This window comes from Corallococcus sp. AS-1-12, from assembly GCF_020036995.1.
Taxonomy (GTDB): Bacteria; Myxococcota; Myxococcia; order Myxococcales; family Myxococcaceae; genus Corallococcus.
On record NZ_JAIQDD010000021.1, the window covers coordinates 66258 to 92122 of the forward strand.

Annotated in this window: 21 protein-coding genes; 20 read left to right on the plus strand and 1 reads right to left on the minus strand. The window is 69.9% G+C overall.

Annotation, left to right across the window (positions count from 1 at the left end; genetic code table 11):
* Nucleotides 1-15: 15 nt before the first annotated feature.
* The 5 genes from K8556_RS27270 to K8556_RS27290 all read left to right on the plus strand — a co-directional run bounded on the left by K8556_RS27270 (nucleotide 16) and on the right by K8556_RS27290 (nucleotide 5055).
* On the plus strand, nucleotides 16-1932 hold the full coding sequence (locus tag K8556_RS27270) for a hypothetical protein (RefSeq protein ID WP_223743035.1): 1917 nt from the start codon (nucleotides 16-18) through the stop codon (nucleotides 1930-1932).
* A gap of 91 nt (nucleotides 1933-2023) precedes the next feature.
* Complete coding sequence (locus K8556_RS27275; protein ID WP_223743036.1) at nucleotides 2024-2722, plus strand: glutathione S-transferase family protein; 699 nt, start codon at nucleotides 2024-2026, stop codon at nucleotides 2720-2722.
* A 198-nt stretch (nucleotides 2723-2920) separates the two neighbouring features.
* Nucleotides 2921-3364 (plus strand): PAS domain-containing protein, encoded by a 444-nt coding sequence (locus K8556_RS27280; protein WP_223743037.1) that lies wholly within the window; start codon nucleotides 2921-2923, stop codon nucleotides 3362-3364.
* 81 nt (nucleotides 3365-3445) lie between these two features.
* On the plus strand, nucleotides 3446-4696 hold the full coding sequence (locus tag K8556_RS27285) for a hypothetical protein (RefSeq protein ID WP_223743038.1): 1251 nt from the start codon (nucleotides 3446-3448) through the stop codon (nucleotides 4694-4696).
* Nucleotides 4693-5055 carry a DUF2019 domain-containing protein gene (locus K8556_RS27290; RefSeq protein ID WP_223743039.1) on the plus strand — a complete coding sequence of 121 codons (363 nt, stop codon included), beginning with the start codon at nucleotides 4693-4695 and terminating at the stop codon, nucleotides 5053-5055. The genes K8556_RS27285 and K8556_RS27290 overlap by 4 nt, the downstream gene beginning before the upstream one ends.
* A gap of 3 nt (nucleotides 5056-5058) precedes the next feature.
* Here K8556_RS27290 and K8556_RS27295 read toward each other — a convergent pair whose 3' ends face one another.
* Nucleotides 5059-6246, minus strand: coding sequence for a DUF4388 domain-containing protein (locus K8556_RS27295; RefSeq protein ID WP_223743040.1), 1188 nt, complete (start codon nucleotides 6244-6246; stop codon nucleotides 5059-5061).
* Nucleotides 6247-6490: 244 nt separating this feature from the next.
* On the opposite strand from K8556_RS27295, the gene trpS reads away from it, so the two are divergent.
* The 15 genes from trpS (at nucleotide 6491) to tssK (ending at nucleotide 25865) form a co-directional block, all read left to right on the plus strand.
* A complete protein-coding gene (gene trpS / locus K8556_RS27300) occupies nucleotides 6491-7504 on the plus strand; it encodes a tryptophan--tRNA ligase (protein WP_223743041.1) in 1014 nt (337 codons plus the stop codon).
* 201 nt (nucleotides 7505-7705) lie between these two features.
* Nucleotides 7706-8518, plus strand: a complete 813-nt coding sequence (locus K8556_RS27305; protein WP_370639975.1) for a ScpA family protein — start codon at nucleotides 7706-7708, stop codon at nucleotides 8516-8518.
* Nucleotides 8505-9506 (plus strand): SMC-Scp complex subunit ScpB, encoded by a 1002-nt coding sequence (gene scpB / locus K8556_RS27310; RefSeq protein WP_223743043.1) that lies wholly within the window; start codon nucleotides 8505-8507, stop codon nucleotides 9504-9506. Before K8556_RS27305 ends, scpB begins: the two co-directional genes overlap by 14 nt.
* 27 nt (nucleotides 9507-9533) lie before the next feature.
* Nucleotides 9534-12176, plus strand: a complete 2643-nt coding sequence (locus K8556_RS27315) for a pseudouridine synthase (RefSeq protein WP_223743044.1) — start codon at nucleotides 9534-9536, stop codon at nucleotides 12174-12176.
* Nucleotides 12177-12273: 97 nt separating this feature from the next.
* Complete coding sequence (locus tag K8556_RS27320; RefSeq protein ID WP_223743045.1) at nucleotides 12274-14391, plus strand: HEAT repeat domain-containing protein; 2118 nt, start codon at nucleotides 12274-12276, stop codon at nucleotides 14389-14391.
* On the plus strand, nucleotides 14392-16446 hold the full coding sequence (locus K8556_RS27325) for a cyclic nucleotide-binding domain-containing protein (protein WP_223743046.1): 2055 nt from the start codon (nucleotides 14392-14394) through the stop codon (nucleotides 16444-16446).
* Between the two features lie 139 nt (nucleotides 16447-16585).
* Nucleotides 16586-17473: a hypothetical protein gene (locus K8556_RS27330; protein WP_223743047.1), complete on the plus strand. Its 888-nt coding sequence runs from the start codon at nucleotides 16586-16588 to the stop codon at nucleotides 17471-17473.
* Nucleotides 17474-17479: 6 nt separating this feature from the next.
* Nucleotides 17480-19195 (plus strand): long-chain fatty acid--CoA ligase, encoded by a 1716-nt coding sequence (locus tag K8556_RS27335; protein ID WP_223743048.1) that lies wholly within the window; start codon nucleotides 17480-17482, stop codon nucleotides 19193-19195.
* 14 nt (nucleotides 19196-19209) lie between these two features.
* The gene (locus tag K8556_RS27340) at nucleotides 19210-19596 is read left to right on the plus strand and encodes a DUF4280 domain-containing protein (RefSeq protein ID WP_223743049.1); all 387 of its coding nucleotides are present in this window, start codon (nucleotides 19210-19212) and stop codon (nucleotides 19594-19596) included.
* Nucleotides 19589-20677, plus strand: a complete 1089-nt coding sequence (locus K8556_RS27345; protein ID WP_223743050.1) for a type VI secretion system protein IglI family protein — start codon at nucleotides 19589-19591, stop codon at nucleotides 20675-20677. Before K8556_RS27340 ends, K8556_RS27345 begins: the two co-directional genes overlap by 8 nt.
* 4 nt (nucleotides 20678-20681) lie before the next feature.
* Nucleotides 20682-21578 (plus strand): hypothetical protein, encoded by an 897-nt coding sequence (locus K8556_RS27350; protein WP_014396951.1) that lies wholly within the window; start codon nucleotides 20682-20684, stop codon nucleotides 21576-21578.
* 137 nt (nucleotides 21579-21715) lie between these two features.
* A complete protein-coding gene (gene tssB, locus K8556_RS27355; RefSeq protein ID WP_223743051.1) occupies nucleotides 21716-22360 on the plus strand; it encodes a type VI secretion system contractile sheath small subunit in 645 nt (214 codons plus the stop codon).
* 40 nt (nucleotides 22361-22400) lie between these two features.
* Complete coding sequence (tssC, locus tag K8556_RS27360) at nucleotides 22401-23888, plus strand: type VI secretion system contractile sheath large subunit (RefSeq protein WP_223743052.1); 1488 nt, start codon at nucleotides 22401-22403, stop codon at nucleotides 23886-23888.
* Nucleotides 23889-23943: 55 nt separating this feature from the next.
* Nucleotides 23944-24528 carry a hypothetical protein gene (locus tag K8556_RS27365; protein ID WP_223743053.1) on the plus strand — a complete coding sequence of 195 codons (585 nt, stop codon included), beginning with the start codon at nucleotides 23944-23946 and terminating at the stop codon, nucleotides 24526-24528.
* A gap of 86 nt (nucleotides 24529-24614) precedes the next feature.
* Entirely contained in the window at nucleotides 24615-25865 is a 1251-nt protein-coding gene (tssK, locus tag K8556_RS27370; RefSeq protein ID WP_223743054.1) for a type VI secretion system baseplate subunit TssK, read from the plus strand.

The following is a 25865-nucleotide window of genomic DNA, read 5'->3' on the forward strand; positions in this document are numbered from 1 at the left end:
TGACGGGAGGACCCCATGCCCATCTTCGACAAGGCCATTATCGGCGCCGGTGGCGGCGCCATGTACTACCTCGATGCGCGCATGGGGTCCGACCTCACGTCGGACGTCCGGGAGCAGTTCAAGAAGCAGTTCGGGAAGATCAAGAACCTGGAGGCGCGCAAGAAGGCGCTGGCACACCTGATGTTCGTCGGTGACAAGGACATCGACATGCAGGAGGCGCCGCTGGACAAGTCGCTGCTGGATCTCACGTCCAAGCGCGCCGTGTTCAAGAACACGGTGCTCATCGGCATGAGCAACCCGTGGCACATCCGCAAGAACGACCAGTACACGGGGCGGGGCGGCAACTACGTCGTCAATCACACCCGCCAGGTCATCAGCACCCGGCCGCTCTCCTCCTTCAAGAACACCCAGTCCCGGAGCATGGTGAAGTCCGAGTGGGAGAAGGTCTTCAGCACGAGTGACTCCGTGGTCGGAGAGGACGTCCTGTTCGAGCAGTCCCAGGGCTACACGACCCGCGAGAGCTTCAAGGACGAGTGGCTGAACGTCATCGGCCGCGCCATGAACCTGGGCCTGACCCGGATCTGGGGCAACGTGACGAAGATCGAGTGGAAGCCGGACGACGACGAGGACAAGGCCCACTTCGAGATCACCTTCACGCCGACGACGTCGGAGAAGGTGCGGGGCCCCATCCAGGCCCGCGAGCTGCTCCTGATGACGGGCAACGGGAGCTACCTCAAGCCCACGGAGGCCAACGGCATCAAGGCCCCCAAGGGGTGGGAGAAGGACCGGCGCATCATGGACATGGATCAGCTCATGCGCTTCCTCGTGACGAACGGGAAGAAGCGCAAGCGGATCGTCGTCCAGGGCGGCAACGCGGCCATCGACGCGGTCGAGCAGTCCATCCGCTATGGCCATGAGGTGCACTGGCTGGTGCGCTCCGGGGTGAACATCCTCGCCAACTCCCTGCTCGTGCACGCCCCCAAGCTCGCCAAGAGCGGGACCTATGTGCACCAGTCCGTCACGTCGGAGTTCAAGAAGGGCGTGAGCCTGGCGGAGGTCGAAAGCACCAACAGCACGGTGCTCAGCGTGAAGGCCTACTCGCTGGAGGACACGAAGACGGGCAAGGGCGAGGACGAGGTCATCACCAAGACGAAGAAGCTCGTCACGGAGATCCAGGACGTCGACTGCTACGTCTACTGCATCGGGCAGGAGGTGAACGACAGTCCGTCCGGGGTGGCGAAGCTGCTGGTCAGCAGCAACCTCCTCACCCAGAAGGGCCGGGGAGTCGACGAGGAGGAGCTGGAGCTCATCTGCGACGAGGGCTGGCTCTTCCGGAACCTGTCGCTGCGCGAGAACGCCGTGAAAGAGGCCGCCATCGGGCTCCGGAAGCGGTTCTCGGAGCGGTGCCGCATCGACGTCCTGGGCGCGGCGTCCTTCATGCTGGTCTCTCCCCAGGGAGAGCTCGGGAGCAAGCTGAAGCCGCTGACGAACTACCAGATCCAATCCGTGGCGGACGTGCGCCAGTTGGCGGCGCTCAAGGACGTGATGCGGGCGTACTGCAACACCCTGAGCGGCGCCTCGCTGGATCCGAAGAACGTCAACTTCCTGGGCGGCACGAAGAACGAGATCGCCGCCTTCATCGCCATGCACCACGAGTTCATCCCGCCGGTCGTCGCGGACGAGCTCACCCAGTTCCTCATGCGTGTGCGGACGCGCGAGGAGTTCACCAACGGCTACACCGGGGACGAGATGACGGCCATCCGGGACGCGCTGAAGGGGATCGACTCGTACTTCAAGACCCACGATGAGGTCCGGAAGTTCCTGGAGGAGAAGATGACCCAGGTGGTGATGGACTACCGGAAGCTCATGCTCGCGCCGTTCCAGCAGGAGATCTCCACCTTGCGGTGGACGGACATCCTCCGGGAGGACTGAGCCGGGGCTGACGGCCTTCGCACTATCCTGACAGAAGGCTGTCACAGGGGCGGCCTACCTTCGCGTCATGACCTCGAACGCACTTCCGTCCTTGACCCTGCTCGAGCTCGCCGACCCGGGCCTGCCGGGCATCGAGAGCTATTCGCCCTTCTGCCTGAAGGTCCACCGGGCCCTGAAGTACGTGGGGCTGCCCTACGCGCGCGGCTGCGCGGACAACCCGGCCATGCACCGCGCGCACAACCCCACCGGACAGGTGCCGGTGCTGCTGGTGGGAGCGGAGGCGGTGCCGGACTCCACGGCCATCCTCGCGCGCATCCAGCAGTTGGCGCCGGGCCGCATCGACGCGTCGCCGGAGGCGCTGCTCTGGGAGGAGCTGGCGGACACGTCGCTCAACGGCTTCCTGGTCGCGTCGCGCTGGGCGGATGACCGCAACTGGCCCCGGACGCGCGCCGCGTTCTTCCACTTCATGCCGGCGCCGGTGCGCGCGGTGGTCCCGGCGCTGATCCGCCGCAAGCAGGTGGAGCGCCTGGTGGCGCGCGACATCTGGCGTGCGGGGCCGGAGGCCTGCTGGCGCCGGTTCGGGGCGCTGCTGGACCAGTTGGACGCCCGGGCGCCGGAGCAGGGCTTCTGGCTGTCAGGGGCGCTGAGCGTGGCGGACCTGGCGCTGTTCGGGCAGTTGCACAGCCTGCGAACGCCGCTCACGCCCTGGCAGGGGGCGGAGGTGGAGCGGCGCAAGCGGTTGAGCGCGTGGCTCGGCCGGGTGGACGCGGCGACCCGCACCGCGAGCTGAGGGCCGCGAAGGGCCGCACCCGCGGCAGGAGGGGCGCACACAGGGTCCGGAAGGACTTCGCCGCACGAGCGCCGTGCGCGCGTCTCCGTCGGATTGCGGAGGATTGTGCGCGCCTGGAAGCACACCATCCAACGATCAAACATTGGACAGCGCCATCGCACGGACGTGCCGGTGAGGACTTCATCTACGGTTGCGCGCATGAACCCGACCCCGCACACGCCCCCCACTGGCGAACCCGTTCCCCTTCAAGCGACCACGACGGAGTCGCTCGACGCGCTCATCCAGCGCGTCGACGGCATGTCGGAGGTGGAGCTGGATCACCTCCCGTTGGGGATGATCCAGCTCGACGCGCAGGGCCGGATCCTCAAGTTCAACCGGACCGAGGCCGCGCTGGCGCGCATCCAGGCGAGCGAGCAGATCGGCAAGAACTTCTTCTACGACGTGGCGCCGTGCACGCGCGTGCGGCAGTTCTTCGGCCTGTTCCAGGAGGGCGTGCGGGCGAAGAAGCTCTACCAGACGTTCGGCTTCGTCTTCCGCTTCGCGCACGGCGCGCGCCACGTGGCCATCACGCTGTTCTACAGCGACAAGACGAATTCGGTCTGGGTGCTGGTGTCCGACAAGAAGATGCCCGACGCGCCCTGAAGCCGCGTCAGCGCACGAAGCCCGCCACGGGGCTTCCCCTCGGGTCGAGCCTCACGCTAGGGAGTGGGCCCGGAGGGGTCCATGGCCTTTCGAGTCCCGCTCGCCGTCCTGCTCCTCGCCTTGCTCAGTGCGTGTGCGGCCCCGAGGGGCAGGGTGCGGCTGGATACAGGCGAAGGTGCCCCCATCGAGTTCAGCCCGGCGTCTCCCGTCCGGGCGGTGACCGTGGGGGAGGGGGCCTTTGAACAGGCGCTGACCGAGCTGGTCCTGGTCACGCCGCTGCGCCTCCGGGCTTCGCGGCCAGTCGACTGGGTGCGCGCTTCCTATCCCACGGGCGAAACGGACCGTGCGTTCGGAGGCTTCTGCGAGCCGGGCCTCCGTCGGAGCGGCTGCATCTCGCTGCTCGAAGACGTGATGGGGCTGAGCGACTGGGACAAGTTCGGCGTGGCGCTGACGCTGTCCCTCGACCCGCTCAAGGAGAGCATCGCGAGGGCCGTGGAGGAGACCCTGGCGCCCCAGCTCTTCTACGCGGTGATCGCCACGGGGCTCGTGACCTGGGCGGCGCTGGCCGCCAATCCCGAGCCTGCGTTCACCAAGGCCGCGGCGGTCATCTCCGCGCTGCTGCTGATCTACCTGGGCGCGGAGACGTTCCTGGAGCTGATTGACGCGAGTCAGGACCTGAAGCTCGCGACGGATCAGGCCACCACCTGGAAGGAGCTGGATGCGTCCGGCCAGCGCTTCGCCGCCCGGGTCGGTCCCTCCATCGCACGGGTGCTGGTCCTCGCGGTCACGGTCGCGGTGAGCCACGGCATGACCGGTGGCGCGTCGTTGCTGGCGGCCAGGATCGCGACGCTGCCGAACTTCCCGGGAGGCGCGGCGGTGGCCTCACGTGTCGGCATCAACGTCGCGAGCCTCGAGCAGGTGAGGGCGGTGTCCGTCTCGGGTGGCATCATCACGCTCGCCCTGCCATCCACGGCGGTCGCCATGGCGGCGAAGACTCCGGCCAGCACCCCGCCAGGAGGGGCGCGTTCCTGGAACTCCTTCAGCGCCCTCAAGAGGGCCCGAGGACCCGCGGGGCCGGGGAAGCAGTGGCATCACATCGTCGAGCAGACGGACGGCAACGTGCAGCGCTTCGGTCCCCAGGCCGTGCACAACACCGAGAACGTGATCGCGATTGACGAAGCCGTCCACCAACGGATCAGCGCCTACTACTCATCGAAGGATCCTCGTATTTCCCTGACGCAGACCGTGCGGCAGTGGCTGAGCGGTCAATCGTTCCAGGCTCAACGCGACTTTGGATTGAGCACCCTCATGGACTACGGAGTCATCCCATGACTGCGCGCAGGTTCCAGAAGGCCAGCATCGAGGAACTCATCCAGTGGTACGAGGAGAGCGCCATTGCCTACGGGCAGGCCCTGGACGCCGCGGACTCGCGGTCGGCCAATCGAGCAGCCGATGCGCTCTCTGGGGCATACCGGGAGCTTCGGAGCCGTGGCGCGACGTCCCAGCTCCTTCCCTTGCTTGAGAGCAAGGACGAGATCGTTCGGTCCTTCGTCGCGACCCATGCCCTGGAGTTCGCACCCGAGCATGGCGAGCCCGTCCTTCTCTGGCTCGCGGCTCGGCCGGGACCCAACAGGACCCCTGCCCAGTACGCGCTCAAGGCCTGGCGCGAGGGCACGCTCAAGTTCCCCTGAGCCTCAGCTCCCGCCCAGGTCCCCCAGGTTCAACCCGTACGGATCCGTCGTCGTCCGCCTTGGCCCGGGCTCTGGTGCACCGGGCGCCAGGGGCGCCACGCGGATCAGCCCCGCGGCCCTCAGCCTTTCCACGGACCGTGACGCGGCCAGCTCTCCCATCGCCGCCGTGCGCAGCGCCTGACGGATGCTCCGGCTGCCCCTCAGCTTCGAGTACAGGTACAGGTCGTCCGCCGTCAGGTCCGCCGGGGCAGGGCGGGGGATGGGCTCGAACACCAGCCTGCCGTCCAACGCGAACAGCGCGTCACTCAACGCCAGCGTCAACCCCACCTCCGCCTCGCGGTACAGCGCGTGCGCCTCCGGCACCGGGCCCCGCTCCAGCACCTGCGCCGCCAACGCCACCGCCAGGTCGTACTTTCGCGACGACAGGAACGCGCGCACCAGCGCCAACAGCTCCGTGAACTCCGTGGACTCGCCCACCGTGGGGCCCGTCGACCGGTGCGGCGCCAGCGCCCCCCGCCGGTACAGGTGCAGCACCCAGCGCGCCGCGAACAACGGCGCCTCCCTCGCGCTCGCCAAGAGCTCGCCCAGCGTCGCGCCTCCGGCCGCCAGGTCCAGCAGCACGTCCTCCTCCTCGGAGAACGTCTCCACCGCGAACTCGCGGAACACCCGGAACGTGGTGTCCAGGCGCGGGAAGATGTCCCGGAACTGCGCCCACTCCTGCACCCGCGCCACCGCGTCCCGGTGCAGCGTGCTCAACGGCAGCCGCAGGCCCACTGCCCGGCCGGACAGGGGCAGCCCCGGCGTGAACTCCACCTCGCCCGACTCCCAGGTGTAGCAGTCGAACAGCGCCTCGCGCGCCTTGTGCTCCATCGCCTCCGTCAACTGCGACAGCTCCACGAAGCAGCGCTGCACCAGGAACGTGCCGTAGGGCAGGTTCGCCCCCTCCGCCGCCTCGAACGCCGCCGCAGCCCGGGGCGCTTCCAGGATGCGCAGGTTCACCAGCACCTGCGCCAGGTGCTCCCTCGGATCCGTGGAGGCCACCCCCACCAGGTGCCCGTCCCGCAGGTAGAACTCCCGGCGCACCGCGCCCCGCTCCACCCGCAGCGTCCCCTCCACCCCTGGCGTCGCGTACAGCGGGGGCAACACCAACTGGAGCCGGTAGCTGGCCAGGTTTCCTGTGAACGCTTCCATCCGGGGGCGCCCTCCAAGGCAGGTCGCATGCTGCGCCGGCCGCCAGGGTAACTGGGAGACCCGAGACGTCTCAACCCCTCGAAACTCCTGGACTTTTCCTGCCCGGACGAAATGTTCCAGCAAGGCCGGGCATGCGGGTGTCAGGCATTGAAAGGGCCCACCTGTCCCAACGGAAGGTTGCAGCGTGACGGCGGGTGTGCGAACGAACCGTGTCCTCCACCCGTCATTCGGAGCGCGAATCGCGATGCGGATTCTCTCAGGCGTCCAGTCGTCCGGAAGGCTGCACATCGGCAACTATTACGGGGCGATGCGGCAGTTCGTGCAGCTCCAGGACCAGGGCGAGGCCTACTACTTCATCGCCAACTACCACGCGCTCACCACCGTGAGGGACCCGAAGCTCGCGCTGGAGCTGACGCGCGACGCGGCGCTCACGTACCTGTCGCTGGGCCTGGATCCGAAGAAGGCCGTCCTCTTCCGCCAGAGCGACGTGAAGGAGGTCCTGGAGCTCAACTGGATCCTCGGCACCGTGGTGCCCCAGGCCCACCTGGAGCGCGCCCACAGCTACAAGGACAAGGTCGCCCGCGGCATCAGCCCGGACTTCGGCCTCTACGCGTACCCCGTCCTCATGTCCGCGGACATCCTGCTCTACAGCGCGGATCAGGTGCCGGTGGGCAAGGACCAGATTCAGCACATCGAGTTCGCGCGCGACTGGGCCGTGAAGTTCAACACCCAGTACGTCCCCGGCTACGACCCGGCGGACCCGGAAGGGAAGGAGCGGGGCCACGCGCCCGGCATCCTCAAGCTGCCCTCCGCCTTCGTGCAGGAGAACGCCGCCACCGTGCCCGGCATCGACGGACAGAAGATGTCCAAGTCGTACGGCAACACGCTGGAGCTGTTCGGCGAGGAGAAGGACATCAAGAAGCGCATCATGTCCATCAAGACGGACTCCACGCCCGTGGACGCGCCCAAGCCCACCGTGGACGCGCCGCTCTATGATCTGCTCAAGCTGATGCTCCCGCCCGGCGAGTTCTCCGACGTGGACGCGTCCTGGAAGGCCGGCGGCAAGGGCTACGGCGACTTCAAGAAGAAGCTCCTGGACGCCTTCCACGTCACCTTCGGCCCCGCCCGCCAGCGCCGCCAGGAGCTGCTCAACGACCCCGGCGAGTTGGAGCGCATCCTCAAGGACGGCGCCGACCGCGCCCGGGCGGAAGCCACCCGCCTGATGGACCAGGTGAGACGGGCCGTGGGAATCCCCTGAACGCCCGTTCCTGTTCAAATGTTTGACCCCCCTGGGAGGCATTGCTAAGGAGGTCTGTCCCTCCGGCGCTCGTAAAGGCTGGAATTTCGGCCCCTTCCGCATGACGAAGTTCCCATCCCCCCAGAAGGACGCCGGCCGGTGAGCGAAGGTCGCAAGCCCCCACCGCCCGACGACCTCCCGCCAGACCCCGACGGGGAGGGATTGCCGCGCACGCCCGGAGACGCCTTCCGGGTGGCGCTGCCCAACTTCGAGGGTCCCCTGGACCTGCTGCTCCACCTCATCAAGGAGCACCGGGTCGACATCTTCGACATCCCGCTGGCGCTGATCACCGCCAAGTACCTCGAGTACCTCGAGCGGATGCGGGAGCTGAACCTGGACATCGCCGGGGAGTTCCTGGTGATGGCCTCCACGCTCGCCCACCTGAAGAGCCGCATGCTCCTGCCCCGGCAGGACGCGGCCCAGGTGCCCGAAGGCGCGGACGTGCTCGCCTCGGTGGAGGAGGCTCAGGACCCTCGCGCGGAGCTGGTGCGCAGGCTCCTGGAGTACCAGAAGTACAAGGAGGCCGCGGAGCACCTGGCCAAGCAGGACATCCTGGACCGGGACGTGTTCGCCCGGAAGGTGCCCGTGGAGGCGGTCCCCATCCCGGAGGACGAGGTCGGGCTCCAGGAGATCTCCGTCCTCAAGCTGGTGGAGGCGCTCGACCGCGTGCTCGAGCGGCTGACGCCCAAGGTGCAGCACGAGGTCGTCCTGGAGCGCGTCAGCCTGTCCGAGGCCATCCTCCGGCTGGCGGAGCGGCTCAAGAAGGACGGGCAGGTGGTGTTCGAGGCGCTGTTCACGGAGGCGGCCACGCGCCAGGAGGTGGTCATCACCTTCATCGCCATGCTGGAGATGGTGAAGCGCCGCCTCATCAAGGTCTTCCAGGAGGAGCCCCTGGGCCCCATCCAGGTGACGCCCAACGGGGACGCGCTGGAGAAGCTCATCCCCACGGAGGTCGACGAGAGTGACTACCGGTAACGGTCCCGACGACGCTGACGAGACGCCCGCCCCCGGCACGCCCGGCGGCCCCGGACAGTTCTCCGAGGAGGAGATCGCCGCCGTCACCGGCCCCGGCCCGGACGACGCGGAGCTGGACGGGGTGGAGGCGGCCGCCATCGAGGAGGACTCGGACGACACCGACAACGTCCCGGACCTCCAGTCCTCCTTCGAGAAGCTGGTCGCCAAGAGCCGCAACCTCTCCCCGGACCGCATCCGCACGGTCCTGGAGAGCGTGCTCTTCGTCGCCGAGCGCCCCCTGAACGTGGACGAGCTCTACCAGGCCACCGGCATCCCCCGGGAGCCCATCCTCCAGGCGCTGGATCAGCTCTCCGGCATCCACCGCGAGGGCATCAGCGGCGTCGTCCTCTACGAGGTGGCGGGCGGGTGGCAGTTCCGCACGGATCCCCACTCCGCGGAGTACGTCCGGCGCTACCTCCGGGTGAAGCCGCAGCGGCTCACCCGGGCGGCGGTGGAGACGCTGGCCATCATCGCGTACCGGCAGCCCGTCACCCGCCCGGAGCTGGAGGACATCCGCGGCGTGGACTGCGGCGCGGTGCTCAAGGCGTTGATGGACCGCAAGCTGGTGAAAATCCTGGGCAAGCGGGAAGAAGTCGGCCGCCCCATTCTTTATGGAACCACGCGCGAGTTCCTGGAGTTCTTCGCGCTGAAGGACCTGTCCGCGCTGCCCACGCTCCGTGAATTCCATGAATTGACCCAGGAGCACCGGGAGATCGTGGAGAAGGAGGCAGCGCCCCCGGCTCCGAAGGCGGAGGGGACGGTGGCGGCGCTGTCGGACCCGAACTTCACGAAGCGGATGGAGAAGAACGAGGCGGCCAGCGAGGCCGCCCTGGAGGAGCTGGAGGAGGCCATGGCCGCCGCGGAGCGGAGCCAGAAGGTCAGCGCCAGCATCCTGGAAAGCCCCCCTTCGCCCGAGAAGGGTGATAGCGAGGGGCCCAAGCCCGAGTGACGGGCGGCAACTGGAAGAAGGCAAGGCATGGCGGCGGAACGTTTGCAGAAGTATCTGGCTCGCGCGGGAGTGGCTTCGCGCCGGCACGCGGAAGAACTCATCACCTCCGGTCGCGTCGGAGTGAACAACAAGACGGTGACGGAGCTGGGCAGCCGGGTGGAGCCCGGGGTGGACCTGGTGACCGTGGATGGGAAGCTCGTCACGCCGCCGGAAGAATCGTCGTACTACCTGCTCTACAAGCCCGTGGGCGTCGTGACGACGCTGTCGGATCCGCAGGGCCGGCCCACGGTGGCCAGCTACGTGGAGGAGACGGGCCGCCGCCTGTTCCCCGTGGGCCGTCTGGACTACGACGCCGAAGGGGCGCTGCTCTTCACGGATGACGGCGCGCTGGCGCACAAGCTCACGCACCCGAGCTTCCAGGTGCCTCGCACGTACCTGGCGAAGGTGAAGGGCGTGCCGGACATGCCCACGCTGGAGAAGCTGCGCGGGGGCGTGCGGCTGGAAGACGGCATGGCCACGCCGGTGTCCGTGGACATCTTCGAGAAGGCCGAGCGCAACACCTGGCTGAAGATCGTGGTGGCGGAGGGCCGTCCGCACCTCATCAAGCGCCTGTGCGCGGCGGTGGGGCACCCGGTGGTGCGCCTGTTCCGTCCGAACTACGCGGGCATCGGCGTGGAGGGCCTGCGCCCCGGTGAGCTGCGGGAGCTGAAGACCGCGGAGGTGATGCAGCTCACGGAGGTGGCGGAGGGCCGTGCGCAGCCGAACGCGTCGGACCTGAAGCTGCCGCCGCGCCGTCACGGGCGCTCGGCGCCGGGCTTCGGCGGGGCGGATGACGACGACGTCGAGCTGTCGATGGACGACGACGCGCCGGTGGCGCCGCGCAAGACGGAGCGCGCGGCCAAGAAGGCCGCGACGGGGCCCAAGACCCGCGAGGCGCGTCCGGAGCGCAAGGAGTGGAAGGGCGTGCAGGACGGAGGCACGCGTCCGCCGAAGTTCGCGAAGCGCGGTGCGACGCTGGCCACGGATGACGGCGCGGACCTGGAGGACGTGCCGACGTTCGACGACGACAGTGACGAGGTGGAGTCGGACGCCGCCGAGGGAGCCACGTACGGCAAGGCCGCGCGAGGCGCGGGACGTTCCAGCAAGCCCGAGGGTGAGCGAGCCCCCCGTGGCGCCACGCGGTTCGGCAAGCCGGCCGGCGCGGGTCGCTCCGAGGGTGGTGCGTCGCGCGGCGGTGGCCGGTTCGGTGCCGAGGGTGGCGCGTCCCGTGGCGGTGGCCGGTTTGGTGCCGAGGGTGGTGCGTCGCGCGGTGGCAGCCGCTTCGGCAAGCCGGCCGGTGCGGGCCGTGGTGGTGATGAGGCTCCGCGCGGGCGTTTCGGCAAGCCGGCCCGTGCTGGCGCGGAGGGCGATGCTCCTCGCGGTGGCAGCCGCTTCGGCAAGCCCGCGAGCCGCTTTGGCGGCGAAGAGGGCGGTGCTCCTCGTGGCGCGGGCCGCTTCGGCAAGCCTGCGAGCCGCTTCGGCGGTGAAGAGGGCGGTGCTCCTCGTGGCGCGGGCCGTTTCGGCAAGCCCGCGAGCCGCTTCGGCGGTGAAGAGGGTGGCGCTCCTCGCGGCGGTGGCCGTTTCGGCAAGCCCACGAGCCGCTTCGGTGGCGAAGAGGGCGGCGCTCCTCGCGGTGGCGGTCGCTTCGGCAAGCCGGCCCGTGCTGGCGCGGAGGGAGATGCTCCCCGTAGCGGTGGCCGCTTCGGCAAGCCCGCGGGTCGTTTCGGCGATAGCGAGGGCGGCGCTCGTGGCGCGGGCCGCTTCGGAAAGCCGGCCCGGGAAAGCCGCGATGGTGATGAGGCTCCGCGCAGCAGCTTCGGCAGGCCTGCCCGTGCCGGTGCCGAGGGTGGTGCGTCGCGCGGTGGCAGCCGCTTCGGCAAGCCTTCGAGCGGTGGCAGCCGGTTCGGAAAGCCGGCGGGCCGTGGTGGTGACGAAGGCGCCCCTCGTGGTGGCGGTCGCTTCGGTGCCGAGGGCGGTGCGTCGCGCGGTGGCGGCCGCTTCGGCAAGCCCGCAGGCCGCTTCGGTGCCGAGGGCGGTGCGCCTCGCGGTGGCGGCCGGTTCGGCAAGCCCGCGGGTCGCTTCGGTGACGAAGGCGGTGCACCTCGCGGTGGTGGTCGCTTCGGCAAGCCGGCCGGCGCGGGCCGTGGCGGTGACGAAGGTGGCGCTCCTCGCGGCCGCTTCGGCAAGCCGGCGGGTGGCAGCCGCTTCGGTGGCGAAGAGGGTGGCGCTCGTGGCGGTGGCCGCTTCGGCAAGCCGGCCGGCGCGGGCCGCTCCGAAGGCGGTGCTCCTCGCGGTGGCAGCCGCTTCGGCAAGCCCGCTGGCGGTGACCGCCCCGAGCGTCGCGAGTGGAAGCCCCGTGGCGAGTCCGCGGGCCGTCCCGAGCGTCGCGAGTGGAAGCCCCGTGGCGAGGACTCCGGCAGCCGGTCTCGCGGCGGCGGTGAGTCCTCGTCCAGTGGCTCGGGCGAGCGCATCGTCCGCGCGGGCGTGAAGAAGGCCCCCCCGGGCGAGCGCGGCGGCGGATACCAGGACTTCAAGGAGCGCAAGACGCGCGCCTCCGAGCCGCGCTGGAACAGCAAGGCGCCTCGGGGAGGGGCAGGCCGTCCGCCCCCTCGCGGTGGCCGCTCCCGCTGAAACACCCCTCCTCCTGGGTCGCTCCGTCGGTGGGCGGCCCGGGAGGGCGTTGATATAACCGCCGCCTACCTCCAGCGTCCGCCGCTCCGGGAGAACGATGCGAATCCGCGTGCGACCCCTCTTCCTCGCCCTGACCCTCCTCGTCGGGTGCAATGGCAACCGGGATCAGCTCCTCGCGGAGATCCAGGACCCCCGTCCCGAAATCCGCGCCGCGGCCGTGAGGAAGCTCGCCGAGCAGAACAACGCGGACGACCTGGTCCTCTTCACCCGCGCCGCCAAGGACCTCTCCGCCATCGTCCGCGGAGAGGCCGCCAGCGCGCTCGGGGAGAGCCAGGACCCGCGCGTCGTGGACCTCCTCGGAGAGCTCCTGGAGGATCCCGACGAGGCCGTGCAGGGCCAGGCCGCCCTGGCGCTCGCCAAGGTGAAGAACGACAAGGCCAAGGCGTACCTCACGCTCCAGTACGGACGGCGGGGCCGCGCCACGCGCCGGGTCATCGTCCAGGCCCTCAAGAGCGCCAACGTCCCCGGCGCCATGGCCACCGTCGTCGCCGCCGAGTCCAAGGGCCTCTGGGACCGCAACCTCCTGGCCCTCACCGAGGGCGCGCTCCCGGAGCGAGTGGGCGCCGCGGAGGAGCTGGGCAAGAGCGGCCGCGCGGAGGCGGTGAACCGGCTGCTGCCCATGGTGCGCGACAGCCAGGTCATCCTCGCCGCCGCCGCCGTGCGCGGCCTGGGCGACGCGGGCGACACCCGCGCGGTGGCCCCCATCGCGCTGCTGCTCGACGAGAGCTTCCCGGAGCTGCGCGAGTCCGCCATCGGCGCGCTGATGAAGCTGCAGGACCCGACCGCCGCGACGAAGCTCCAGGCGGTGGCGGTGGAGAAGAGCGCGGTGAGCCCGCTGGCCACCGACGCCATCCTGACCTTCCCGCGCACGCCCGCGACGGACGCCGCGCTGTGCGCCATCGCGCTCGACGGCGCCCGGGACGAAGCCCTGGACGCCGCCCGCGCCATGCGTTCGCGAGGCGGCTGCCCGGCGGAGCCCATCGCGGACCGGCTGTCGCGCCCGGCCACCGCGGCGTCGGGGCTCCAGGCGGTGACGGGCCTGGGCCCGGCGGCGCAGGCGCTGCTGCCCAAGGTGACGCCGTGGCTCAACCAGCCGGACGCCGGGCTGCGCACGCTCGCGGTGGAGGCGGTGACGCACGTGGGCGATGCCTCCGTGGTGCCCGTCATCCAGAAGCTCTACGAGCAGGAGGTCGCCGGGCTCGCGACGCTGCGCGCAGACTGGATCCCGCAGGCGCTGCCGCAGAAGTACGCCGCGGACCTGGATCCGTCGGCCCCGCGCCCGGACGCGGCGAAGGGGAAGGAAGATCCCCGGTCCTCCAAGCACGCGCAGCTCTTCGAGCGGCTCCAGGCCCTCAACGCGGCCCGCGCCAAGCAGGCCGGGCGGGTGGTGGTGCCGCCGCGAGTCCCCTCGGAGCTGAGCGACGACGTGGAGCCCGCGAAGCTGCAGCCGCTGGCCACGCTGCTCACCGCGCTGGGGGCGCTCAAGGCGCCTGGAGCGCTGGAGATCCTCAAGGGCTACGCGGACGACGCGAGCCCGGTGCTGCGCGCGGCTGCGCTGGTGGGGCTCGCGTCCGTGGGGCCGGAGGGCATCGAGGTGACCCGCGCGGCGCTGCTGGAGCCCGACCGCGAGCTGCAGAAGACGCTGGCGCTGGCGCTGGCGGAGCAGGGCGAGGCCGGGCAGCTCGCGCTGGTGGAATCGCTGCCGAAGATGGGCAGCGAGAAGCTGGTGGTCCTGGATGCGCTGACGCGCGTGGGGCCGCCGCCGGCGTCCGCGTCGGAGGCGTTGCAGGTCGTGGTGAAGGAGGGTGGGGCGGAGGCGGCGCTCGCGGCGCAGTTGCTGGGGCGGATGGGCGCGAAGGGCGCGGTGCCCACGCTGCTCAAGGCGCTGGACGACTCCAACAGCGTGGCCCGGCGCGACGTGCTGCTGGCGCTGGGGGCCATGGGTGACGCGAAGTCCGCGGAGGTGGTGGGGCGGGACCTGTACCACGACCTGCCGGAGATCCGCGCCGCGGCGGCCACGGCGCTGCGCAAGATGAACACCGGCGCGGAGGCAGAGCCGCTGGACGCGCTGAAGGGCGACTACTTCCGCGAGGTCCGCGTCGCGGCGGGGGCCTCGCCGACGAAGGAAGGCACGGCGGCTGGCGGGGCGCGGTGAATGGAGTCCCGCGCGCTCAAGGACAAGGCGACGGAGGCCTTCGGTAAGGGCCGCTTCGCCAAGGCCGCCGAGCTGTACGAGGATTACTGCCAGGCGGAGCCGAAGGACCACCAGAGCCGCCTGCGCATGGGCGATGCATGGGCCAAGGCCGGACAGCGTGGCCGCGCCGTCTCCGCGTACCAGTCCGCGGCGGAGGGCTTCGCGAAGGAGGGCTTCCTCCCGCGCGCCATCGCCGCGAGCAAGCTGATCCTCGAGCTGGATCCGTCCCACCAGGGCGTGCAGCAGATGCTCGCGGACCTGTACGCTCGAAGGGGAACGCCGGCCACGTCCAGGGCGAAGCCGAAGGACACCGCGTCCACCCCCGCGAGCCTCGTCACCCAACGGGAGCCCCCGCCAGAGGCCACCCACCCCGTGCCCCCGGAGCCGCTGGAAGCCAGCGGAGCACCGGTGGACCTGTCGGACTCACTCCCGCCTGAGCTGGCCCTGTCGAGCGCGCCCGCCCCCATCGCGGACGACACCGAGGTGGTCCTCTCCGTCGAGGTGGAGCTCGCGCCCGCGCAGGACGTGCCCGAAGCGCCCGTGACGCCTGAGTCGCCAGCGGTGCACGGCTCCGCCGCGCCAACGACCGCGAGCCATCCCGCGCCGGCTGCGGTTGTCTCCGCGCCGGCTGCGGTTGTCCCCGCGCCGCCTGCGGTTGTCCCCGCGCCGCCTGTAGCCGTTCCCGCGCCGCCTGAGACACACGCGGTGCCTGTCACCGCCGCGCCACGCGCCGCACCCGCGCTGACGGGCCAGTCCGTTCGAGTCGCACCGCCGTCCCCAGCTCCCATGTTCGAGCTTCCCCAGATCCGGACGCCCAGCGGGCGCTGGCAGGCGCTCGCGCCGCCCATCACGGGCCCCGACACCGCGCCGGCCCCCACCGAGCCGAAGCCTCCCGCGCAGGCCGCGCCCCCGGGTCTGCGCCCCCGCCGCGTCGACACGCCCTCCAGGCCCACGGCCACGGTCGCCACCGGAGCCTCCGTGGTGCCCACCACCTCCGGAGCCCCGGAGCCCTGGCGCGCGTCCCTGCGCGTCTCCAGCTTCACGGAGCTGGAGATCGAAGCGGACTCGCTGCTGCACGCGGTGGAGCTCGCGGCCCAGCGCGGACTGGCCGAACATGCGCAGGAGGAGGAGCCCATCTACGAGTTGACCGAGGAGGCCGGGCCCGGCACCTGGGACGCGCTGCCGTCCATCCCGCTCTTCTCCGACCTGCCGCGCGACGCGTTCATCCAGCTCTTCGAACGCTGCCCGCTGCGGCGCTTCGGCCCCGGCGAGCGCATCCTCGCGCAGGGCACGCACGGCGACGCCTTCTACGTCATCTGCGAAGGCAGCGTGCGCGTCTTCAAGGAAGAGGACGACCGCCACCAGGACCTGGCCACTCTGCAGGGTGGCGCCTTCTTCGGCGAGATGGCGCTCCTGTCCGGAGCCCCGCGCGCCGCCTCCGTGGAGTCCGTGTCCGACGACACGCAGGTGCTCGAGATCTCCGCCGCCGTGCTCGCCACGCTCTCGCGCAGCCATCCGCCCGTCGCCATCGCCCTCAAGAAGTTCTGCCGCGAGCGGCTCCTCGCGAACGTGATGAACAGCTCCGCGCTGTTCCGCCCCTTCAACCGCAAGGATCGCCGCAACCTGGTGGAGCGCTTCCGGGCCCGCGACGTGGAGCGCGGCGACGTCATCATCCGCGAAGGCGACGCCACGGACGGTCTCTACGTCATCCTCTCCGGCGAGGTGGAGGTCCACAAGAGCGGGCAGCGGCTGACCCTCCTGAGGGAAGGGGACCTCTTCGGGGAGATCTCCCTCCTGCAGAAGACGCCGGCCACCGCCACCGTGGAGGCCACACGCCACACCACGCTGCTGCGCCTGCCGCGCGAGGACTTCGACTCGCTCATCTCCAGCCACCCGCAGGTGCTGATGCTCGTCTCGGACCTGAGCGACGAACGCCTGCGCCGCACGGAGCACGTGCTGGGCACCCAGACGGGGAGCTCCCAGGCGGACGACGAGGACGACCTCATCCTCGTCTGACGGCGCCCCCCTGGGTCCCCAGGCGTGCATCCCACCCCGCGAGTCACCTGACGCGGCCGGGCAGGGCGCCAGGTTGTGACGCCCGGAAGCGCCCGCTATCCTGCCCGGCATGGCTGGAGGCCAGCACGCGACAGCGGGATTGGGGCCCGACGACATCGCCGAGCTGGAAGCCCTTGGCTCCGAGCCCGGCTATGACGTGTTCCTGGCCCCCGCGCGTGCCCTCGAAGGCGCCGTGGAGGAGTGCCGCTCCAACATCGCGCTCGCCTTCCACAACACAAAGCGCGGCGTGGAGAGCGTGCTCGCCCGGGAGCCGGAGCTCGCCGCGCTCCCAGGCGTCAACGTCGAGGAGCTGCGCGAACTGCCGCTGCTCGCCCAGGGGCTGGCCTGGGCCGCGCTGCGCATCCAGCGCGACATGCGGGCCAGCACCTTCGGAGCCCTCTTCGACCGCGCCCAGCAACTGCGCCGCAAGCTGCTCAAGACCGCGGAGGCGCTCGCGGAGGCCGCCTTCCTCTCCGCCGCGGACGTGGCGTCCGCCCACAGCGAGGGCCACCGCGACGTGGTGGGGGACTGCCTCGGACTCGTGGCGCTGTTCCGCCAGCACGAGGCGAAGCTCGCCGGCCGCTCGCCCGTCACCCCCGAGGACGTGAACGAGGTGGAGCGCGTGGCGCAGCAACTGCGCGCCCTGCTCGCGGCCCCCGGGGAGGCACGCGAGGACGGGAGCTCACCGCTGCTCTTCGAGGCCACGGAGACGCGCGACCGCTTCTGGACGCTGCTCCTCCGGCGCCACGACGTCCTCTGGCGCTGCGGCGCGTGGCTCTTCGGCCGGGACGTGGACATCCACGTCCCTCCGCTCCAGGCCCGTCACCCGCTGGTGCGCGCCGTCGTGCCCACGTCCATTGAACGCGCGAAGCCGCAGCAGACGCCCGCGAAGCGCGGGGCGACCCCCATCGACTACGCCCCGGACAGCAACGTGCGCTCCAAGGTCCGCTTCATGGTGAAGGTCGGCTTCGACTTTCCCTCGCGGTAGACACCCATGCCTTTCGACGTGAAGGACATCCTCCGGCAACTGGAAGCCGGCTTCGCTCCGGAGTCCGGGGCCCCGAAGTGGTGGCAGGAGAGCTGGGAGGATCCGGAAGGGTTCGCCGTGGCGCTCGCGGACGCCCACGCGGGCCGGGGCGTCCCGCCCCCCAAGAGCCGCCCGGGCCAGCAGTACGACTTCTTCCATGATCTCATCGTGCGCCACGTCGCGCTGGAGCGCCCCGCGCTCCGCACGCACCAGCGCATCCAGGGCTGGCAGGCCCTGGGCTACCGCACGCTGCACGACCTGGCCTCGCGCCGCGCCAGCGAGTGGGCGGATCAGGGCGTGGAGCCGGGCGCGAAGGTGTGCCTGGTCCACGGCGTGGGGCAGGAGCTGCTCGTGTCGCTGCTGGCCACGCTGAAGCTGGGCGGCTGCTTCACGCTCCTGCCGCCCATGGGCCCGCGCGCCATGGCCACGCGGCTGGAGTCCCTGACGCCGGACTTCATCGCCGCGGAGCCCCACCAGCTCCCGCTCCTCAAGGGCCACGAGCAGCTTTTGCTCAAGAGCCAGGGGAGGGGGGCGCCGGGCTTCACGTCCCATACGTACAAGCCCACGGACGTGGTGGGGCTGCTCTTCTCGCCGCTGGTGGATCCGCCGCACACGCCGGTGCCCCTCACCGCGGAGAACGCGTGGAAGGGCGCCATCGGCGACGGGATGCTCACCTTCGGCCTGTCGCAGGGAGACCTCCTCGCGGCGCCGGACTTCCCGGTGCTCCAGCACCTGCCGGCGCTCCTCTTCGCCACGCTCCTGCGCGGCGCCACCTACCTGCACCTGGAGATGGCGGACCTGGCGCTCAACCCGGCCCCGCTCCTGGAGCACCCGCTGCGCGCCCTGGGCGTCACGCCGAAGCTGAGAGACCTGCTCGTGCGCCACCGCGCCAGCCTGCGCAACGTGCAGCACTGGTTCCGCAGCCCGGAGGAGCCCTTCGACGCCCAGGCGTGGCGGGCGTGGGTGAAGCAGTGCGGCCTCCAGGGCGTGCCGTCCTCCAACGTCCTCATCGACGCGTCCGTCGGCGGCGCGGTGCTGGTGTCGTCGCGCGGCGTGAACGAGCCGGCCACGGACGTGCACACGGACGTCCTCCCCGTGCCGGGCCGCGCGTGGACGCTGAAGGATCCGAACGAGAGCGGGCAGGGCGCCCCCACGGACGTGGGCGTCTTCACGCTGCTGCCGGACAAGGAATACCCGCCGGGTCACGTCCTGCTCGCGCGGATCCGCCAGCGCTACCACTACGCGGGCACCCTGGGCTTCCGGCACGACGGCCGCACCTACTCCGCGAAGGAGGTCACCGCCGCGCTGGAGGACCTGCCGTTCCTCGCGGGCACCAGCGTGGTGCCCGTGTCCACCGGCGGCCTCGCCAGCCACTCCCGCTTCATCCTCCTGGCCTTCACCGGGGCCACGCCTGCTCCCTCGTCCGGCGAGCAGGAGATCCACCGGCGCATCGAAATGCTGCTGGGCGGGGACTTCCTGCCCGACCGCATCGAGTTCTTTCCGCTCTTTCCCCACCGGGTGAAGGGCGCGGTCGACGACGCGTGGTGCGCCTCGCAGTTCTTCACCGGCGCGCTGCACAAGAAGGCGAGGGACCCGATGTTCCAGGCCCTCACCGCCCTGCGAGGACGGCTGCTGGAAAGCGCCGAGGCTTCAGGCGATGATGATCCGTCGTCAGCGCGCTGAAAAAGGAGCGGTCCATGGGTGCGCAGGTCGTGATGGGAGCGATGCTCCAATGCAGCTTCGGGATGGCGCCCTCGTCGCTGATGGTGCTGCCCGTGAACCGGGTGATGGCCACCACGCCCGCGGCGAACATCATGGACAACAAGCCGTTCATGAACATCCTGCCCTTCGGCATGTGCCAGTCCCTGGCCAACCCCATGGTGGCGGCGGCGACCGCGGCGGCCTTCGGCGCGCTCACCCCCATGCCCTGCATCCCCGTCACCGCGGCCCCCTGGGTGCCCGGGTGTCCCAAGGTGCTGATCGGCAACATGCCGGCGCTGGAGAGCAACTCCAAGTGCATGTGCAACTGGGGCGGCGTCATCCAGATCACCGCCCCCGGACAGATGGTGGCCATCGATGGGTAGCCCCGCGCAGGTGTTGGAGCCCGTGGACTTCACGCTGCTCGACGTGGAGTTCACCACCGCCCCCGTACCGCTCGACGAGTCCGAGGGACCGGATCCGCGCCTGGAGGCCATCACCGGCTTCGTCGCCAAGAGCGAGTACGCGGACGCCTCCCGCGCCGCCGCCGCGCTCCTGCGCCAGGGCGTGCGCGACATCCGCCTGGTGGGGCCGTACCTCTTCGGCCACTTCTTCGCGGACGGCATGAAGGCGCTGCCCGTCCTGTTCCGCTCCCTCAAGCGCACGCTGACGGAGAACTGGGACTTCTTCGGCCCGGTGGAGAAGAAGCTCGTCTTCGCGGACACCGGCCTGCGCTGGCTGCTGAAGATGATGGGCAAGCACCTGGAGCACCACTCGCGCCTCAAGGACGCGCAATGGCAGGCCTGGAGCGCGCCCGGCAACCGCGAGCCCATGGAAGAGGCCCTGGCCCTGGGCGACCCGCTCATCGCCGCCCTCGCCATCCTGCAGAAGAGCGCGTGCATGGACGCCATGCGCACGCTGCTCGGCGCGCTGCGCTCCCACGCCCAGGCCGTGCCCTTCCTGCCCCCGCCGGAGGAGCCCCGGCCCGCCGCGGCGCCGGAGCCCGAGCTCGCCGCCGCTCCGGAGGACGACGAGGAAGAAGAGGACGACGAAGAAGGGGAGGAGGAAGAGGAGGTCCGCCCCGCGCGCCGCAAGAAGGCCGCCCGCCAGGAGGCGCAGGACACGGGGCCTGGCGTGCCCATGTCTCCCGCGCTCGCGCTGCTGGTCCGCAAGCTGTCTGCCTTCGAGGCGCTGGTGGAGCGCGAGGACTACACCAAGGCGAGCGTCATCGCCGTGGACGTGCTCGCCACGGTGGAGCGCTTCGACCCGCGCGTGTACCTGCCGCAGCTCTTCTCCGGCTTCTTCAACGGCCTGACGCAGCACGCGGAGGCCATCGAGCCCATGCTGCACAACACGGAGACGCTGTCCTTCCGCGCCATGGATCAGCTCTACCGCGTGGACCTGGAAGCGTTCCTCGTCGCCCAGGCGCGCCCGCCGCGCGGCGGCGGCCCGGAATACGACGAATAGCCCCATGGCACTGGAGCGCGAACAGCCGGGCCGCAAGCTCACCGTCGAGGAGCGCATCAGCGAGCGCATCCGCAGCTTCGACGTGCCGGCCCTCCTGGACCTGCTCGCCAAGGAGGGCTACGGCGAGGCGGAGGTGGAGTTCCGCAGCCACCGCAGCACCGTGCACCAGCCCCACCTGGTGCACGCCATCGAGTTCACCCGCCACCCGCGCAAGCGCGTGGTCATCACCGTCAACCTGGGCCTGCTCAGCCTGCAGACGCCGCTGCCCTCGTTCCTCTTCCAGGCCATGGACCGCCTGGAGCAGGACACGATGGCGGACTTCCTGGGTTACTTCGACCACCTGCTGCTGCGGACCCGCTTCGCGGGCCAGTTCCCGGACCGCGACGAGTCCCTGCTGCCCGGCTGGGAGCACTCCACCGCGCACCGGCTGCGCCTGCTGCGGCTCGCGTGCCCCAGCAGCCTGCACTGGCTGTTCGCCAAGGTCTTCCCGGAGGCGGAGGTGGTGGTGCGCCGCGAGACGCGCCGCCAGCGCATCGAAGCCAAGGGCATCCGCCTGGGCGCCGCCGCGCTCGGAGACGGCAGCGCGGTGGGCGGCTTCGCCACCGTCCCCACCGGCGGGGTGGAGGTGCGGCTGTTCCTCAACGAGCCGCACTCCGGCACCGGCACCCCCTGGGCCGTGGAGGCCCGCCGGCGCCTCAACACCCGCATCCTCCCGAGCCTCGCGGAGACCCCGCTCGCGCTCGCCGTCATCCTGTGCCTGCGTGATCAGAGCAGCTACGCGCGGCTGATCGACGGAAGCCACCTGGGCTACGAGCCGTTGGTAGGAGGCCCGGAACAGACCCAGGAGGTCCTCCTGTTCACGGGGGACACCGCTCAACTGCGATCATCCGAACCCCGCTAGACCTGTCATGTCGGCTGGTTGACGGGAATTCCTGATCGCGCCTAGGCTGTAAATGTTCACTCGGCAGGGCGTACTCCCGGGGCGGCTCCAGTAGGACTGGGGGGAATCCGACGCACTGCGATTGTCAGGGAGTCACCGTGGCCATTCAGGACCAGCTTCCCAAATCCCGCATCACCCTCACGTACCGCACCACCATCAACGGCGAGCAGGAGACGGTGAACCTGCCGTTGCGCCTCCTGGTCATGGGCGACTTCTCGCTGGGCTCCTCCGAGGACCGCAAGACGGACCTGGAGACGCGCAAGCTGCGGTCCGTGGACGGCCGCAACCTCGACGAGTTGATGAAGGACATGAAGATGTCCGCCAACTTCGAGGTCCCCAACCGCATCAACCCGGACGTGGAGTCGGAGCTGAACGTCACGCTCCCCATCGACCGGATGAAGTCCTTCCACCCGGATGAGATCGTCAAGCACGTGCCGAAGCTCAAGGCGCTGCTGCTCCTGAAGACGCTCCTCGTGGAGATGCAGTCGAACATCGACAACCGCAAGGACCTGCGCCGCGAGCTCTACGAGCTGTTCTCCAAGCCGGACGCGCTCAAGGAGCTGCTCAACGAGCTGAAGGGCTACGAGACCATGCGCCTGCCCTCCGGTGAGACCGCGAAGACGGACGCGCCCGCCGCCGGTGCCGCCGCCGCCGCTGGCAAGCCCGCCGGGGGCGCCGCCGCCGCCACGGCCGCGGTCGCCGCCACCGTCGCCGCGGGCGCCAAGCCCCCGGCCGCTTCCTGATCCGCCTTCCCAACCCTTCGACTTCTAAAAGGACTCCGCCATGGCTGAGACCACCTACCTGAAGCGCCTGTTCACCAGCGTCCGGCTCGATCCGCCCCAGGAATCGGCGCCGATGATCACCACCAACTTCGCCCCCGCGGGCGACGAGCAGCAGGTCACCCTGGAGAGCCGCTTCCTCTCCAGCGTCGCCGCGCTCCTGCAGAACGTGGCCCCCGTGGAGGGCCCGGACAACACCGCCCGCTTCGACAAGGGCCAGGTGCTGGACGTCATCAGCCGCATCGACCGCATGATCGACGCGCAGATGAACGAGATCCTCCACAACGAGACCTTCCAGAAGCTGGAGTCCACGTGGCGCGGCCTGGAGGACCTGGTCGACCACACCAACTTCAAGGCCAACATCGCCATCGACATCCTGGACGTCGCCAAGGATGAGCTGGCGGAGGACTTCGAGAACAACTCCAGCAACATCTTCGCCGGAGCGCTGTTCGACAAGGTCTATATCCAGGAGTACGACCAGTACGGCGGCCGCCCCTTCGGCGCCATCGTGGGCCTGTACGACTTCTCCTCGTCGCCCGCGGACCTCACCTGGCTGCAGCGCATGGCCAAGGTCTCCAACGCCGCGCACGCGCCGTTCATCTCCGCCGTGAACCACAAGTTCTTCGGCTGCGAGACCATCGAGGAGATGGAGGCCATCAAGAACCTGGAGGGCGTGCTCGCCCACCCGCGCTTCGGCCGCTGGAACGCGTTCCGCGACACGGAGGAGGCCGCGTACGTGGGCCTGACCTTCCCGCGCTACGTGCTGCGCCTGCCCTGGCACCCGGACAAGAACCCCTGCGACGTCCTCAACTTCACCGAGACGGCGCGCGGCGACTCCGACAAGTACCTCTGGGGCAACTCCGCCATCCTGCTCGCGCGCAACATGGTGAAGGCGTTCGAGATCTCCGGCTGGTGCCAGTCCATCCGCGGCCCCAAGGGCGGCGGTCTGATCACGGGCCTGCCCGTGGACACCTTCTCCCTGCGCGGCCAGGAGGAGATCAAGGCCCCGGTGGAGATCGCGATCCCCGACTACCGCGAGTACGAGTTCGCGCGCTCGGGCTTCATCCCGCTCGTGTACCGCAAGGGTTCCAGCGACGCGACGTTCTTCAGCACCCAGTCCGCCAAGGTCGCCAAGACGTTCAAGGACCCCAAGGACTCGGAGAACTCGCAGCTCGTCACCAACCTGGCCTACACGTTCTCCATCACGCGGCTGGCGCACTACGTGAAGTGCATCATGCGCGACAACATCGGCAACACGGCGGACGCGCCCTACATCCAGCGGCAGTTGGACTCGTGGCTGTCCAACTACGTCACGACCGTGGCCAACCCGGACGACCTCACCGTGCGCCGCTTCCCGTTCAAGGCGAGCAGCGTGACGGTGTTCCCGCGTCCCGGTGAGATCGGTTGGTATGACTGCAAGCTGGCCGTGCTCCCGCACATCCAGTTCGAAGGCCTCAACGTGGAGCTGATGCTCGAGTCGCGGCTCGGTTGAGCCGCTTCCCACTTGGGGCAGGTGAGCGCCTGCCCCCCTTACCCTGGAGTGACAGATGCCCCAGTTTTCGCGCAACCTGGACGTGTATCAGGGTTTCAACTTCAAGAAGGACAAGCAGACCCCCGTGGGCTACATCACCGCCATCACCATTGGCGGCGAGGCGCTGGCGGCGGATCAGGAGACCATCAAGGATCCTGAGAACCCGGACGCGGCCATCGCCGACAAGGTCGTCGCGGTGCTCAACCACTACCTGTGGGAGACGGGCGTGACGGACGCCATGTACTTCTCCGGCCAGGTGTCGGTGGCGAACAAGCAGAAGGTGGCGGAGATGCTGCTGGGCAACTTCAGCAACATCGAAGTCAACTTCAAGTACGTCATCTACGAGTACGACCCCATCGGGAAGAAGTACTTCAAGTCGAACTTCCTCGACGCGGAGATGAAGGGCCTGCTCGAGAAGAACGGCGACGACCTGAACATGTCCATCGCGGACAACGAGTCGCGTGAGGTGCAGTCGCCCAAGAACTTCACGTTCCAGATCGGCATCAAGCCGCAGGCGACCGAGCAGTCGCTGAACCTGGCCACCTCCTCCGCGAAGAAGATCGCGAAGAAGTGGGGCATCACCGAGGCGGCCGCCAAGTAGCATCGGCCGCGGTCCGGGTCTAAACCAGGCCGGGAGCAGGTCTCGCTCCCGGCCGGGTTCAGGCGGGTGGAAGGAAAGAACGGCGTATGCAGCGGTACAAGCTCGCACGGGTCCGCTGGCACGTAGGCCAGACGCTTCTTCCGGAGCATTTCGTCGCGCAGGAGGACGCGCTGGACGCGGAGATCCGCCTCCACTCCACGCTGTCCGGCCTGCCTTCCTACGGCGTCGCGAACCTGGCCTGGAACGAGTCGCTCCTGCAGAGCGGCAGCCTGTCCATCTCCGCGCTCACCGTCGTCACCAAGTCCGGGGACCTGCTGGACGTCCCGGGCAACTCCGTCATCTCGCCCCTGTCGCTGGAAGCCGTGGGCAGGACGGAGTTCATCGTCTACCTGCACGTGCTCAAGGAGACCGTCAGCGCGGAGGGCATCCGCCTGTACGCGGATGATCCGCCGGTGCTCCAGCGCGTGCTCCACAAGCTCCAGTTGTCCACGGAGCCGGTGCTGGACGGGACCATCGGTTCGCTGGGGCTGGCCGCCGTGTCTCAGGACGAGGACGGCGCGTGGCACACGTCCCCGGACTGGGTGCCGCCGCTCCTGCTCGTGGGGCCCAACCCCTTCCTGGAGAAGCTGCTCTCCACGCTGGATGACCTGTTGGATCAGGTGCGCCAGCAACTGCTCACCAACATCTCGGACACGTACCTGCGCACGGACCGGCTCACCAACGCGCGCCGGGCGCTCTTCGAAGTGCAGCGGCTCATCGCGCTGCGCCGGGACATGTTCCGGCAGGTGTACGTGCACCCGTACCACCTGTTCGACGCGCTCCGCCGGCTGTACTTCGAGGCGTGCTGCTACCTGGAGATGCTCCCGGACGAGCAGATGCCGGTGTACCAGCACGAGGGCCTCAACGAGTCCCTGGGCGGGTGGATCCGCCTGCTCCAGCGCAGCTTCCAGCCGGAGGCCACGCGCTCCACGCACAAGGCCTTCCAGGCGAAGGAGGGCCAGTTCCAGATGACGCCGCTGCCGCCGGAGATCCGCTCCGCCAGCGAGGCGTACCTCCTGGTGCAGCGCACCCAGCCCGGGGAGCGCACGCCGCTGGACGGCGTGAAGCTGGCCAGCCCCTCCCGGCTGCCGCTGGTGCGCCGCCAGGCCCTGAAGGGCGTGCCCTTCAAGCACGTGCCGTATCCGTCCTTCCCGCACGCGCTGGGGCCGGAGATCGACTGGTACCTGCTCAGCCAGGGCGAGGAGTGGCAGCACGCGCTGCGCGAGGACGGCCTGGCCTTCTACGTGACGCCCGCGCTCCGGGGCGCCCAGACCTCGCTGTTCTGGCGGAGGAGCTAG